The sequence below is a fragment of the Thermoanaerobacter sp. X514 genome (genome assembly GCF_000019065.1).
GTDB classification, from domain to species: domain Bacteria; phylum Bacillota; class Thermoanaerobacteria; order Thermoanaerobacterales; family Thermoanaerobacteraceae; genus Thermoanaerobacter; species Thermoanaerobacter pseudethanolicus.
In genome coordinates this window covers 2190771-2205675 of record NC_010320.1, presented here as the reverse complement: position 1 = coordinate 2205675, position 14905 = coordinate 2190771, and the positions used below count along the sequence as shown (strand labels likewise).

At 35.1% G+C, this 14905-nt stretch carries 11 protein-coding genes; 10 read left to right on the top strand and 1 reads right to left on the bottom strand.

Annotated features, from left to right (window positions below):
• Window positions 1-52 precede the first annotated feature (52 nt).
• The 10 genes from TETH514_RS11080 (at window position 53) to TETH514_RS11035 (ending at window position 12903) form a co-directional block, all read left to right on the top strand.
• Window positions 53-2380 (top strand): glycoside hydrolase family 65 protein, encoded by a 2328-nt coding sequence (locus TETH514_RS11080; protein ID WP_009052648.1) that lies wholly within the window; start codon window positions 53-55, stop codon window positions 2378-2380.
• A 143-nt stretch (window positions 2381-2523) separates the two neighbouring features.
• Window positions 2524-3786, top strand: a complete 1263-nt coding sequence (locus TETH514_RS11075) for an ABC transporter substrate-binding protein (protein ID WP_003866995.1) — start codon at window positions 2524-2526, stop codon at window positions 3784-3786.
• 75 nt (window positions 3787-3861) lie between these two features.
• A complete protein-coding gene (locus tag TETH514_RS11070) occupies window positions 3862-4761 on the top strand; it encodes a carbohydrate ABC transporter permease (protein ID WP_003866994.1) in 900 nt (299 codons plus the stop codon).
• A gap of 13 nt (window positions 4762-4774) precedes the next feature.
• Entirely contained in the window at window positions 4775-5584 is an 810-nt protein-coding gene (locus TETH514_RS11065) for a carbohydrate ABC transporter permease (RefSeq protein ID WP_003866993.1), read from the top strand.
• A 21-nt stretch (window positions 5585-5605) separates the two neighbouring features.
• On the top strand, window positions 5606-6253 hold the full coding sequence (pgmB, locus tag TETH514_RS11060) for a beta-phosphoglucomutase (protein ID WP_003866992.1): 648 nt from the start codon (window positions 5606-5608) through the stop codon (window positions 6251-6253).
• Between the two features lie 121 nt (window positions 6254-6374).
• Window positions 6375-7388: a LacI family DNA-binding transcriptional regulator gene (locus TETH514_RS11055; protein WP_009052647.1), complete on the top strand. Its 1014-nt coding sequence runs from the start codon at window positions 6375-6377 to the stop codon at window positions 7386-7388.
• Between the two features lie 92 nt (window positions 7389-7480).
• Window positions 7481-8338, top strand: a complete 858-nt coding sequence (locus tag TETH514_RS11050) for a carbohydrate ABC transporter permease (RefSeq protein ID WP_003866990.1) — start codon at window positions 7481-7483, stop codon at window positions 8336-8338.
• Window positions 8338-9168, top strand: coding sequence for a carbohydrate ABC transporter permease (locus TETH514_RS11045; protein ID WP_003866989.1), 831 nt, complete (start codon window positions 8338-8340; stop codon window positions 9166-9168). The genes TETH514_RS11050 and TETH514_RS11045 overlap by 1 nt, the downstream gene beginning before the upstream one ends.
• Window positions 9169-9238: 70 nt before the next feature.
• Complete coding sequence (locus TETH514_RS11040) at window positions 9239-10483, top strand: extracellular solute-binding protein (protein WP_003866988.1); 1245 nt, start codon at window positions 9239-9241, stop codon at window positions 10481-10483.
• Window positions 10484-10560: 77 nt separating this feature from the next.
• Window positions 10561-12903, top strand: coding sequence for a glycoside hydrolase family 65 protein (locus tag TETH514_RS11035; RefSeq protein ID WP_009052646.1), 2343 nt, complete (start codon window positions 10561-10563; stop codon window positions 12901-12903).
• A 40-nt stretch (window positions 12904-12943) separates the two neighbouring features.
• On the opposite strand, the gene TETH514_RS11030 is transcribed toward TETH514_RS11035, so the two are convergent.
• Window positions 12944-14674 (bottom strand): S8 family serine peptidase, encoded by a 1731-nt coding sequence (locus tag TETH514_RS11030; protein WP_009052645.1) that lies wholly within the window; start codon window positions 14672-14674, stop codon window positions 12944-12946.
• Between the last annotated feature and the right edge of the window lie 231 nt (window positions 14675-14905).

The window sequence follows — 14905 nt, the reverse complement described above, 5'->3', positions numbered from 1 at the left end:
GTACCCAAAACGTTTCGGATAAAATTTTTAGCAGGAATCAGGAGGTATATAAGTGGTAAAGCACATGTTTTTAGAGGATGTAAACAATTTAATAAGTGATGACAAATGGCTTATTTTCCAAAATGAGTATAATACAGAGGTAAATCCTCGATATGAGACCCTTTTTACACTTACAAATGGTTACATGGGCGTAAGAGGTACTTTTGAGGAAGGAAGCGAGGGAGAAAGGTCGGGAAATTTTATTGCAGGAATTTTTGGCAAGTCAGATGCGCAGGTTAGAGAAATAGTAAATGCTCAAAATTGGTTGAGAATAAAGTTGTATGTTGAAGGTGAAGAATTAAGTTTGGATAAATGCCAGTTGATAGAATTTAAAAGAATTCTTGATATGAAAAAAGGTATTCTATTTAGGAGTATGTTGATAAAAGACAGCAAAGATAGAATTACTCGAATTGAGGGATACAGGTTTATAAGCCGTAGCGACCTTCATCGTTCTGCAATTAAGCTATTTGTAACACCTGTAAATTACAGTGGTGTTGTAGGTATAGAGAGCATTATTGATGGGACTGTTTTAAATTCAGCAGATAGCCCAAAGCATAGGGTAAAGCATTTGAAAGTGGCTGACAATAGCAGTTTAAATAAAAGCGGAGTTTATCTTGAAACAGCAACTATTGACGATGATATTCGCATTGCAACAGGTAGTGCAGTGAGGTTATATCATTATGAGGATAAAGAGAAAAATAACATAGCTAAATTTAAGAGATTTTTGCCTTTAGGTGAAATGAGTATTGAATACTTTGAGTTTGATGGCACAGAGAACAAAACAGTAGTAATTGACAAATTTATTATAACCTATACCTCAAGAGACGTAAAAAAAGGCCTATTAAAGAGTACGGTGGAAAAAGAACTCTTTGCTTTTGCTGGAGAAGGTATTGACAAAGAGTTGCAGAGACATATTGAGGTATATGAAGAACTATGGTCTGTTGCAGATATAAATATTGAAGGGGATGAAGAAGCAGATAAAGCTTTGAGGTTTAATATTTTTCATCTCATGAGTTCTGTCAATGAAAATGACCCCATGGTAAGTATCGCTGCAAAGGCCCTTCATGGTGAGGGATACAAAGGCCATGTCTTTTGGGATACAGAAATATTTATGCTTCCGTTTTTCATATATGTGCATCCAAAAGCGGCAAAGACACTTTTGATGTACAGGTACAATATGCTAGATGCAGCGAGAAAAAATGCGGCTTTAAACGGGTATAAGGGAGCACAATACCCTTGGGAATCTGCAGATACAGGAGAGGAAGAGACACCTAAATGGGGATTTGATTACATGGGAAACCCTGTAAGGATATGGACGGGTGATTTAGAGCATCATATAACTGCTGATATAGCTTTTGCAGTGTGGGAGTATTTTAGAGCGACAGAGGATATTGAGTTTATGTTGAATTACGGTGCAGAAATCATTTTTGAGACTGCAAGATTTTGGGTATCTAGATGTGAATATGTAAAAGAATTAGACAGGTATGAAATAAACAATGTCATAGGTCCTGATGAATTTCATGAACATGTTGATAATAATGCTTATACTAATTACCTTGCAAAATGGAATATTAAAAAGGGACTTGAACTAATCAATATGTTAAAAGAAAAATACCCTGAACATTATCATGCTATATCAAACAAGATATGTTTGACAAATGAGGAAATGGAAAAGTGGAAAGAAGTTGAAGAAAAAATATATATACCTTATGACAAAGACAAAAAGCTGATAGAACAATTTGAAGGCTATTTTGATAAAAAAGATTATGTTATTGATAAATTTGATGAAAACAATATGCCTATATGGCCTGAAGGTGTTGATATAACAAAATTGGGTGATACCCAGCTTATTAAACAGGCTGATGTTGTTATGTTAATGCTTTTGTTAGGTGAGGAATTTGACGAAGAAACGAAAAGAATCAATTACGAATATTATGAAAAGCGAACTATGCACAAATCTTCATTAGGTCCCAGCATGTATGCCATTATGGGGTTAAAAGTAGGGGACCACAAAAACGCATACCAGTCTTTTATAAGAAGTGCCAACGTGGACCTTGTGGACAATCAGGGGAACACTAAAGAAGGTTTGCATGCTGCATCTGCTGGTGGTACATGGCAAGTAGCTGTTTTTGGATTTGGCGGAATGGAAATTGACAAAGAAGGGGCATTAAATATAAATTCGTGGCTGCCAGAAAAATGGGATAAACTTTCCTATAAAGTATTCTGGAAAGGTAATTTAATTGAGGTAATTGTTACAAAAGAGGATGTGTCAGTAAAAAAATTAGAAGGAAAAGGAAATATAAAAGTAAAGGTAAAAGGGAAAGAGATTACGTTACAATAGTCAAAAAGGTACAGGCAGGTGGTAACCTGCTATACCTTAAAATAAATTGATTAAGTTTTAAGGGGGGATAAGTGGAGTTAGAGTAAAATTTTAAGTTCTCAATCAGATATTTTACTATAAAATTATGAAAGGGGAAAGTGGTAATGAGTAAAAAACTTATAAGCATCTTTGTATTGACGATCTTTGTATTAGCTACTGTTTTAGCTGGTTGTTCATCCAGTAAAAATAATACTTCCAGTGCCAATGAGACAAATACACAAAAACAAGAGACAGCAAAACCAGTTACTATAAAATTAGGCATGTGGTCTTCATCTCCAGCAGAAAAGAAGATAGTGGATGACCAAATAGCTAAGTTTAAAGAAAAATATCCAAATATAGATGTGCAAATTGAGACAATTGTGGGAGATTACATGCAAAAATTACAAACAGAACTGGCGTCAAATACAGCACCAGACATATTCTATCTTGACAGCATGCCGGCACCACAGCTTATGTCTTCAGGAGTTTTAGAGCCATTAGATGATTATATTAAGAAATACAATGTGGATGTAAATGATTTCGAGCCAGCATTGCTTTCCGCTTTTCAGTGGGATGGAAAAACTTATGGTTTACCAAAGGATTTCAATACTCTAGCTTTGTTTTACAACAAAGACATGTTTAAAGCGGCTGGAATAAATGAGCCTCCAAAAACATGGGAGGAATTAAGAGATGTAGCTAAAAAATTGACAAAAGACGGTGTCAAAGGTTTGGTTTTATCAGCAGACCTTGCAAGATTTGATGCTTTTATAAATCAAAATGGTGGTTCAGTATATCAAGATGGAAAAGTTACTTTAAATCTGCCAGAGAATGCACAAGCTCTTGATTTTTATGTGAGCCTCATCACAAAAGACAAAGTTGCTGACACACCACAAAACATGGGAGAAGGCTGGAATGGAGATGCTTTTGCTGCTAAAAAAGCTGCAATGGCAATAGAAGGTGGCTGGATGATACCATTCCTCAAAGAAAAAGCTCCTGATTTAAACTATGGTATAGCAGAGCTTCCAGCAGGAAAGCAAAAATCTACAATGGCTTTCACTGTTGCATATGTGATGAATAAAAACAGCAAACATAAAGATGAAGCCTTTAAACTTATTGAATTTTTAACCGGTAAAGAAGGACAGCAATTTGTAGTAGATTCAGGCCTTGCACTTCCATCGAGAAAGTCTATGCAAGAAGGATTTAAGGAGAAATATCCTGAAAGAGCTGCCTTTGTAGATGGTGCTTCTTATGCGGTACCATGGCAATTCGGTTTGTATGGCACAAAGGTAGTAGATGCGGCTAATAAAGCCTGTGAAGCATTAATAATGAAGCAAATAAGTAGTGCTCAGCAAGCTCTTGACAACGCACAAAAGGAAGTTGGACAATAATTTAAGTAAGCAGCACCTTACTAAAATAAGGTGCTGCAATTATGATTTTTTAAGGTTGAAGGGAAGGATGTATTTATGGAAGCTAAAATGACTATGAAAAAGAGGTATTTATACGAAGCTTTGTCAGGGTATGCTTTTGCGTTGCCTTTTATTGCTTCAATATCTATTTTTTTGATAGGACCATTAATTTATGCTTTTATTATAAGTTTTAAAGAATTTTCTTTTTTAAATCCTGAAGCAAGCCGATGGGTTGGATTTGCAAATTATACAAAATTATTCAGTGACCCAACGTTTAAAAGAGCTCTTTTAAATACAACACTTTATTCTTTAGGAGTAGTACCAACACAGCTAATTATTGCCTTAATACTAGCATTAATTGTAAATTCGGATATTAAAGGTAAAACATTTTTTAGAGTTGCCTATTATATACCAACTGTTACATCCACAGTTGCAGTTTCTGTAATATTTTTATATCTATTTAAAGCAGATGGTTTAGTTAATGCTTTGTTAGCTAAATTTGGCATACAAGGGCCTACTTGGTTCAATGACGTCAGGTTTGCGCTTCCTTCTATCATGATGATGGCAATATGGTCTTCTGTAGGTAATTACATGGTGATTTTTCTTGCAGGATTACAAGATATACCATCAGAATTGTACGAGGCTGCAGAAGTAGATGGGGCTAATAAATTTCAAAGATTTTTCAAGATTACTCTTCCAATGTTGCGGCCAATAGTGTTTTTTAATCTAGTAATGTCATTAATTGGTACTTTCCAGGTTTTTGACCAAGCCTATGTAGTATCGCAAGGGACTGGTGGGCCTCTTGATGCTACAATGACAGTCGTGCTGAATATATATAGGACAGGATTTAGAGATTTTAACATGGGTTACGCTTCAGCTATGGCTTTTGTATTATTTGTAATAATCTTGATATTGACTCTTATACAGCGAAAGCTTTTCAAAGAAGAAACCTATTAGGAGGTGGCAATAGATGAAAAAGGTGTTGCGGTTTTTATTTTATACCGTTGTTGTAGGATATGCAGTAATTACACTTGGCCCTTTTATTTGGTCTATAATAACATCTCTAAAACCCACCAGTGAATTAAATACTTTTGTTGTAAATATAAAGCATTTAACTTTAGATAACTATAAAATGATAATCACAAAATTTCCCTTTTTGAGATGGTTTATAAATAGTGCTATAGTTGCAGCTATAGTGACGTTTGGAAATATGCTGTTTAATTCTATGGCAGGGTATGCACTTGCAAGAATAAATTTTCCTGGAAGAAATTTATTGTTTATGGTTGTGCTTGCTCTCATGATGGTGCCAGGACAGGTAGTGATGGTGCCGACTTATATCCTTCTCAGCAAATTAGGCTGGGTAAACACTTACATGGGTCTTACAATTCCGTTTTTGACCAGCAATTTTGGAATATTTTTAATGAGGCAATTTTTCTTATCTCTTCCCAAAGAGTTAGAAGAAGCAGCTACAATTGACGGTTTGTCACGATTTGGGATTTTCTTTAAAATAGTTTTGCCTTTGTCTAAACCTGCTCTTGCAACTCAATTCATTTTTATGTTTACTGGCAATTGGAATAGTTTCTTGTGGCCTAGCCTCTTGACGTCTAGTGATGATATGTATACACTGCCGGTAGGACTTAATTCCTTTTACGGGCAGTATTATCAATTTTGGAACCAGGTAATGGCAGGAGCTATACTTTTGACATTACCGACTATATTAATATTCTTAATATTCCAGAGATATTTTGTAAAAGGAATATCTACAACGGGATTAAAATAAACGTAACGAAGGAGGAATAAAATGGCAAGATATTGTGGAGTGATTTTTGATTTAGATGGTGTTATTACAGATACTGCAAGATACCACTATTTGGCATGGAAAAAGCTTGCTGATGAGTTAGGAATATATTTTGATGAAGTTATCAATGAGAGGCTAAAAGGTGTAAGTCGTTTAGAATCTTTAGAGATAATTTTAGAAAAAAGTGATAAAAAATATTCTCAAGAAGAAAAAGAATATTATGCAAATAAGAAGAATGAGTACTATAAAGAGATGATAAAAAAGATCACGCCTGAGGATTTATTGCCTGGAGTGGAGAGATTTATTGAGGAACTTAAAAAAAGAGGTATTAAAACGGCAATTGCTTCTGTCAGTAAAAACGCTTTTACTGTTGTTGAAAATTTAAAAATAAGAGATAAGTTTGACTATATAGTGGATGCAAATGAAATTAAGCATGGAAAACCTGACCCTGAGATATTTTTAAACGCAGCAGAGCATCTTGGCATTTCTCCTGAAAAGTGTATTGGAATAGAAGATTCTGCTGCGGGCATCACTGCAATAAAAAGAGCAGGAATGTTTGCAGTAGGAGTGGGCAATCCTGAAACGGTGAAAGAAGCAGACTTAATTTTAAAGGATTTAAGTGAAGCGGATAAAATATTAGAATTGCTGTAGTGTGGAAATATTCCCCTGTGTTTTGGGGAATATTTTTTATAAAAAACTCTTGCATTTTTGAAAGAATCATAATATAATATAACTGTAAGCGGTTACAGTAAATTGAGAAAAGGGTGTCAAAATGGCGACAATAGACGATGTAGCAAAATTAGCAGGAGTTTCTATTGCAACTGTTTCGAGAGTTTTTAATAATAGTCCTTTAGTAAGTGAAAAAGCCAGACAAAAAGTTTTAAAAGCGGCAGAAGAGCTGGGATACAAACCCAGTATGCCAGCCAGAAGCCTGGCGATGAAGAAGACAAACACTATAGGGCTAATTGTGCCTGATATATCAAACCCTTACTATGCAGAAGTAGTAAGAGGTATTGAAGATGTCTGCAATATTTATAAATACAATATTACTTTGTGCAATGCAGACAATAAAAGAGAAAAAGAATTTCAATATATAGAAATGCTAAAAAATCGGTGGGTTGATGGAATAATATTTCACTGTGACTATTTTTCTGAAGAGCATTATAAAGTCTTTAAAAATGACAATATAAAGGTGGTACTTGCAGGAAGAACAACAAAGTTTGATGTGCCTTATGTAGGAATTGACAATTTTAAAGCGGCTTATGATGCAGTGAATTATTTGATATCATTAGGCCACAAGAGGATTGGAATTATTCATGGTCCTTTAGGCGATATGAAGGAAACCATAGATAGTGTGGATAGGTTAAGGGGATATAAGCAAGCTCTTATTGATAATGGCTTGCCAATTTATGAGGGTTTTATAAAGGAGGCAAACTTTAAATATAAAAGTGCTTATAATGCTGCAAAAGAGATGTTAAAAGAAAAAATAAAGCCTACTGCTATATTTGCAATAAGCGATATTATGGCAATGGGGGTAATAAATGCAGTGTTTGATAGTGGACTTTCATGTCCTGAAGATATTTCTGTGATGGGCTTTGATAATATTGACTTGTCAGAAGCAACAAGACCTTCTCTTACGACTGTATCACAGCCTATGTATGAAATAGGGGCTGTTGCAGCTAGAATGCTTATAAAAATGTTAAATGGGGAAAATATTGATGAGTATCAGACAATTTTAGAGCACAAAATTGTGGTAAGAAATTCTTGTATATCTCTAAAAGATTAAATTTTGTTTTATTTTTTAAATTGTAAGCGCTTACAGTTTTAAAGCATGAAAAGCGCAGTGAAGATTTTAAGCTTACGAAAGGAGAATATGGCATGTCTTATGTAAACTTCGTAAAGAAATACAAACTTGAAATTGCCATGGTTTTACCATTACTATTATATATTTTGGGTTTTACTGTATACCCTATCATTCAAACTATTACTTTAAGTTTTCAAGACCAGTATACTAAAGCATTTACATTGGCAAATTATAAAGAGATTATAGGAAAAACAGAATTTAAAAATGCTTTTTTCAATACCATAGCTCTTACATTTATAAGCCTCACTTTGGAAATGACTGCAGGCCTCGTCATTGCGCTTATTTTAAAAAGGAATTTTAGAGGAAAAGGCCTTTTGAGGTCTTTGATGTTGGTGCCAATGGGAGTACCTACTCTTGTGTCAGGTGTTGCGATGACCTATATTTTTGGGTTGTATGGTTATTTTAATGCGCTTTTGCAAAAACTACACATTATTGAAATGCCTATAGATTGGGCAAGTGGTGGTTTTAAGACATTACTTATGGTTTCTGTAGCGGATATGTGGAAAGTTACTCCGATGGTCATACTTTTGCTTTTGGCTGGTCTTGAAAGTATACCAGATGAAGTTTATGAAGCTTCTAACATTGATGGGGCAACTACATGGCAGACTTTTAGGTATGTGACATTGCCACTTCTAAAGCCCTCTATAACGATGGCCTTGATTTTAAGGGCGATAGACGCTTTTAGAATATTTGAACTTGTACTTGTTCTTGCAGGCCGTGCTACTCCTGTTATTTCTACCTTTGCGTATGATGAGTATAATAATTATGCAAATGCCTATACATCTGCGGCAGCATCTACAATATTGCTCCTAATAATAGCAGTATTTATAGTGAGCTACTTAAAAATAGCTGGTACTAAGGAGGAAAGATGATGAGAAAAATAGATATTAGCGAAAAGATTTCAAATACAGCTTATATTCCAATAGCTATAATAGCGGCAATATTGATGGTTATACCAGTATATATACTTTTTATGACTTCCTTTGCAGTGCCAAGTGATATATTGAAGCCTCATCCAGATTTTTTCATCACTCGTTTTACTTTGGACCATTGGAAAAACGTATTTACTTCAGGGAATATATGGCCTCCTTTTAAAAAGAGTTTTGTAGTGGCAACAATGACTACTATCATTGCAATTATAATAGCTGCTCCAGCGGCTTATGTTATAGCGAGGATGCCATCGAAAATAAAATATGCAGTAGTATTATCACTGTTTTTTACAAGAATGTTTCCTGATGTAGGTATTGCTCTTCCGATAGCGGTACAATTCATAAAATTAAATTTGATGGATACTTATTTAGGATTAGTTATGGCACACCTCATTGTAAATTTACCTTTTGCAGCATGGATATTGGTTGGAACTTTTGAGACAATACCAAAGGACTTAGAGGAAGCTGCACTGGTAGATGGAACAAGTAAATTGACGGCATTGATGAGGATTATAATGCCGATTGCACTTCCTGGTATAGCTGTTACTGCTATATTTGTGTGGCTAAATTCATGGAATGAATTTACTTATGCTCTTTACTTGACTATTTCAGATAGGACTTTACCTCTTCAAACCTACTATTACGTCCAAAGAGGAGGAATTTTTGATTCTGCCACATATGCGGCAGTACTCACTATTCCAGTAATGCTTGTGACATTCTTCTTGCAAAAATACATGAAAAGTGGATATCTTGCAGGGGCTGTAAAAGGTTAGTATATACGTATCCGAGTTTTTCGGATACTGTATATATAAAAATTAAATTTTAAGGAGGTTTTATTAAGCTATGAAGAAGTTTTACACTAAGTTAATAGCAGTTTTAATCATTATCTCGCTTCTAGGTACTGTTATTGCAGGCTGTGGCAGCAAGACCCAATCAGAAGCGAGGAAAAAAGTTTTGAAAGTTTCAATGGGACTTGGAGAAGCAGAATGGAAAGTGATGAAAGAAGATATTTTCCCACCATTTGAGCAAAAGTATGGTGTAAAAATTGAACCTCTTCAAATCGAAGCAGGAGACCTTATTAAAAAATTAGATGCTATGCACAAAGCAAATGCGATGGATATAGACATTATCACACAAGATAACATGCAACTTGCTCCACTTGTTGCAAAAGGGCTTGTGGAAGATTTGTCTCAGTATAGAGACATGATACCAAAGGAAGTAATACCAAGTCTTGTGCCAGTAGGAGAGTTTGATGGAAAGTTGTACTTTATGCCGTATAGACCAAATGTAGAAATAGCTTTCTACAACGAAGATAAATTCAACGAATACGGTTTAAAACTACCTACAAATTGGGATGAGCTTTTACAGGTTGCAAAGACTTTTAAAGAAAAAGAGGGCATAGGTAGAGTCATAATTAAAGAAAATTTAGGGCCTGACAGCACAGTCCACATGTTTGACCTTATAAGGTCTGCTGGTGGTGACCCAACAGTATTGAATGATGAGGGTTCAATAAAAGCATTTACTTTCTTGAAAGAAATACAGCCATATCTCTCTCCTGACTCAAAGAAAGCTGACTGGAATACACCTGTAGAATATCTTGCAAAAGAGAGCGTATATTTGGTTCAAAATTGGCCGTACACTGCAAACGTTCTTGTAGAGCAGTATGGAAAAAAGAACATTTTGGCATATCACGGATGGACAGGTCCGGTTAAAGAGTCCCACGTTTTGGGAGGAGAAGTTATAGGAATACCAACTGGTGCACCTAATAAAGAGATGGCTATAAAGTTTATGGAATACCTTATGAGTAAAGAAGTTCAAGAGAAACTTGTCACTAAATTAGGATGGCCATCCATGAGAAGTGACGCTTATGGGAAGGTTGCAGAGTGGCAAAAACCATATTTTGAAGCTATAAATGAAGCGTTAAAACATGCAGAACCAAGGCCAAACCTTGTATACTGGGCTGATGTGGACAAAGCTATAAATGGAGCATTGAGAGAAATAATATTTGAAGGCAAAGATATCAAGACAACTCTTGACAAATATCACAACATGATAGAAGAAGCTAAGAAAGCTGCAGAAAGCAAGTAAATGTTTTAAATTGTTTTAGTCGGAAACGACTTTGTTTCCGACTAAAATTTTGAATAAAGTAAGAGTGGAGGATGGATATGGCCAACAAAACGAAGAAACCAATTTACCCTTTTGAAGATTGGGTTATAAGAGAGACGCAGTTTAGTATAGATACTAACTATAGAAATGAAACTATTTTTACTTTAGCAAATGGATATATTGGAATGAGAGGAACTTTTGAGGAAAGATATTCAGGGCCTAAAAATACTTCTTTTAATGGGACGTATATCAATGGGTTTTATGAAATACACGATATAGTTTACCCTGAAGGGGGATATGGTTTTGCAAAAATAGGGCAGACGATGCTAAATGTTGCTGATAGCAAAATAATAAAATTATATGTAGATGGGGAAGAGTTTGATTTGTTACAAGGGAAAATCCTCTTTTATGAGAGAGTACTTGACATGAAGAAAGGTTTTGTAGAAAGAAAAGTAAAATGGGAATCCCCTACAGGAAAAATTTTAGAGGTAAAAATAAAGAGAATTGTATCATTAAATAGACAACATTTAGCGGCGATTTCTTTTACTATGCAACCTGTAAATTTTACCGGAAAAATTAGATTTGTTTCCGCTATTGACGGAAATGTTTCAAATATAAATGATAGTGAAGATGTAAGAGTAGGGTCAAATTTAAAAGGAAAGGTTTTAAAGACTATAGATAAAAGTGTAGAGGGTTTAAAAGGGTGGATTGTTCAAAAGACACAAAAGAGCAATTTCTCCTATGCTTGCGCGATAGACAATGTATTAGTGGCAGATAGCAAATATGAAGTCTCAAATAGTTTAGAAGAAGATGGAGTAAAAGTAATTGTAGATCTAGAGGCTGAAAAAGGCACCTCATACACTTTGAATAAATTTATTTCCTATTACACTTCAAAGGATTTTGATGAAAATAAATTGGTTGCTCTTGCTTTAGAAGAAATAGAAAAAGCCAAAAATGACGGCTTTGAAACGATAGAAAAAGAGCAGGAAGAATTTTTGAATTCTTTTTGGAAAGATGCTGATGTAATCATAGAAGGAGATAAAGCTCTGCAGCAAGGCATACGCTTTAATGAATTTCATCTACTTCAATCTGTCGGAAGAGATGGAAAGACAAATATTGCAGCAAAAGGGCTGACTGGAGAAGGTTATGAAGGCCATTATTTTTGGGATTCTGATATCTATATAATGCCTTTCTTTCTTTATACAAAGCCTGAAATTGCAAAAGCTTTGGTAATGTACAGGTATAATCTTTTGGATGCAGCAAGATCCAGGGCAAAGGAATTAGGTCACAAAGGAGCTTTGTATCCTTGGAGAACGATAGATGGTCCTGAATGTTCTGCTTACTTTCCAGCTGGTACGGCACAGTATCACATAAATGCTGATATAGTTTATGCTTTGAAAAGATATGTAGAAGCGACGAATGACGTGGATTTTCTTTATGACTACGGTTGTGAAATATTATTTGAAACTGCAAGATTTTGGGAAGATTTAGGAGCGTATATTCCTCTTAAGGGCAATAAATTCTGCATAAACTGTGTCACTGGTCCGGATGAGTATACGGCATTAGTTGACAATAACGCTTATACCAATTATATGGCGAAAATGAATTTGGAATATGCCTATGACATTGCAAACAAAATGAAAAAAGAAGTGCCTCAAAAATATCAAAAAGTCGCTTCTAAACTAAATCTAAAGGATGAAGAAATTGTTGCGTGGAAAAAAGCTGCTGACAATATGTACCTTCCTTATTCAAAAGAACTTGATATTATACCACAGGATGACAGTTTTTTGTATAAAGAAAGGATAACAGTGGATGAAATACCTGAGGACCAATTTCCACTTTTATTGCACTGGCATTACCTAAATATTTACAGATATCAAATATGCAAACAGCCTGATGTGTTGCTTTTGATGTTTTTACAGAGAGAAAAATTTACTAAAGATGAACTTAAAAAGAATTACGATTATTATGAACCTATTACCACTCACGACTCCTCCTTGTCGCCAGCTATATTTAGCATACTAGCCAATGAAATAGGATATACTGACAAGGCTTATAAATACTTTATGATGACTGCAAGAATGGATTTGGATGACTACAATGACAATGTTAAGGACGGAATTCACGCTGCTTCTATGGCAGGGACATGGAGCGCAGTTGTGAATGGTTTTGGTGGAATGAGGGTTTATACAAATGAACTGCATTTTGAGCCGAGATTGCCAAAAGAATGGAATTTGCTCTCTTTTAATGTGAGATACAAAGGGAGAAAAATAAATGTCAAATTAACCAAAGAAAATGTTGTGTTTGCATTATTAGAAGGAGAGCCTATAGAAATCTACTACTTTGACAAAAAAATTTTACTTGAAAAAGGAGAAAATAAAGTAGAAAGTCTCAAAAATTAAAGAAGTATGGAGCCATTGGCACCATACTTCTTTAATTTTTTTATATGTCGTTACTTGAAAGGGTGAGTGACCCGCCTCCTACACTTAAATCAAAGTAATAATTTCCACTGCCTCGGAAGGAATATACTTTGATATAATAGGTTCCCGTTTGTGTTGGAATGTATGTTATTGTCTCCTGCCTTTGTGTTCCAGTTGAACTTTTGACAAGAGTACCAGTTGGGTCATAGAGGTATATATCGAAATCAGGGTTATAGTTTGCCCAATCAGGTATTATGAAAGTTATTGCAATAGGATATGATGTGTCTGTCACATTAAATGTCCAAATGTCACTGTAACGAGACCCAGGAAGTGACTCTTTAGCATAATAGTGGTTTGGCACAGATATATTAGTTCCTGTGAAATTTCCAGCTGTTTTAATTGCTTCATATGCATCCAATCTTCCTACACCATAGTCAATGTTTTTGCTTGGAGGACCCCAACTTTTTGCAGTAGTCATTATTATATTTTTTACATCAAGTGGTGCAAGGTTTATATTTGCACTGAGCATAAGGGCTACTGTACCTGCTACAAAAGGTGTAGCCATGCTTGTACCACTGTATGTCACATAACCATTTATAGAATTTGCTTTTGCGGCAGTTATATTATATCCGGGTGCTGCAATGTCAGGTTTTATCCTTCCGTCAGCTGTGGGACCACGGCTGGAGAAGCTTGCAAGGTTAAAGCCAAGTTCCCCTACATCCGCCATTGCTGCAACGGTTATGGCTTTTTCTGCTGCACCAGGTGATCCTATGGTGTATCTCGCAGGACCTGAATTTCCAGCTGCAACTACTACTACAATTCCGCTATCTACGGCTCCGTTTACTGCCAGTGAGGTAGAGTCAGTTCCATCAGAACTTGTGGAAGTTCCGAGGCTTAAATTTATAACTTTGATTCCGTATACGTCTTTGTTTTGAACAGCCCAGTCAATTCCTGCGGTTACAGTGCTCATAGTTCCGCTTCCATTTGAATCTAATACTTTTATCCCTACTAAAGCAGCACCAGGAGCAACACCTTTATAAAGGTTGTTCCCTGTCCCAGTACCTGCCGCAATACTTGCTACATGAGTTCCGTGTCCATTATCATCGTAGGGGGTAGATTTGCCGTTTACAAAATCTTGCCATCCTATTACTTTGCCACCAGCGAGGTCAACATGGGAGCCATCAATACCGGTATCAATAACTGCTATTACTATATCATTCTTGGAATAAGAAGAAGCATTACCGTCTCTATCACCAGTTACACCAAAATCACTTCTCGCTTTTGTAACCCCAAACCATTTTGTTGCAGTGTCTAATGTGGCATATACAGGCTCGTCATACTCAATTTGCTTTACTATATCCAATTTTGACCAAGCGTTTATTTGTCCTTTAGTTAAGGTAGCAGCAATTCCTGGAATAATTTTGTATTTATGCTTTATATTAAACTTTCCAATGGATTTAGAAATATTTAATAGTTCGTTATCATCTATGTTTTTGTTGAAAATTATTATAACTGGAAATTTTTCACTGTCTGGCTTACCAGCAATTTTTGCTTCTAAGTTGTCAAAAAGTTTATTTTTATTAGAGTCTTGCATCAAAACTTTTTGAATTTGAGGCAAGTAATTTTTTGTTGATGAGTTAATAGGAAAGTTTGTTAGGTTGGGCTGGGCTTGGACTAATACTCCACTTAGCGACATTAAAGCTACAATTAACACAAAGGCCAGTAAAGCTTTTAATGTTTGTCGGCTCTTCATTTTTTCTTACCTCCTTAAAAATTTAATATTTTTTAAAATTTAAGTCAGCCCTTCTAGTCGCTAAGTGAAACTGTTTCTTTCTTCTATTCATCATCTCCTTTCTGTAAGATTTATTTTCTATAATAAAACTCAAGCAATTTTTATGCCAATTTACTGTATATAGACAAAATTAATAAAAGTTTTTAATGTGTATAATTTTTTATACACATTTTTGATACACAAAATAATGCA

Excerpts from the sequence above, each read along its gene's own strand:
- TETH514_RS11030 (WP_009052645.1), bottom strand. The coding sequence starts at position 14,674 with ATGAAGAGCCGACAAACATTAAAAGCTTTACTGGCCTTTGTGTTAATT.
- TETH514_RS11040 (WP_003866988.1), top strand. The coding sequence starts at position 9,239 with ATGAAGAAGTTTTACACTAAGTTAATAGCAGTTTTAATCATTATCTCG.
- TETH514_RS11050 (WP_003866990.1), top strand. The coding sequence starts at position 7,481 with ATGTCTTATGTAAACTTCGTAAAGAAATACAAACTTGAAATTGCCATG.
- pgmB (WP_003866992.1), top strand. The coding sequence starts at position 5,606 with ATGGCAAGATATTGTGGAGTGATTTTTGATTTAGATGGTGTTATTACA.
- TETH514_RS11055 (WP_009052647.1), top strand. The coding sequence starts at position 6,375 with ATGGCGACAATAGACGATGTAGCAAAATTAGCAGGAGTTTCTATTGCA.
- TETH514_RS11065 (WP_003866993.1), top strand. The coding sequence starts at position 4,775 with ATGAAAAAGGTGTTGCGGTTTTTATTTTATACCGTTGTTGTAGGATAT.
- TETH514_RS11045 (WP_003866989.1), top strand. The coding sequence starts at position 8,338 with ATGAGAAAAATAGATATTAGCGAAAAGATTTCAAATACAGCTTATATT.
- TETH514_RS11075 (WP_003866995.1), top strand. The coding sequence starts at position 2,524 with ATGAGTAAAAAACTTATAAGCATCTTTGTATTGACGATCTTTGTATTA.
- TETH514_RS11070 (WP_003866994.1), top strand. The coding sequence starts at position 3,862 with ATGGAAGCTAAAATGACTATGAAAAAGAGGTATTTATACGAAGCTTTG.
- TETH514_RS11035 (WP_009052646.1), top strand. The coding sequence starts at position 10,561 with ATGGCCAACAAAACGAAGAAACCAATTTACCCTTTTGAAGATTGGGTT.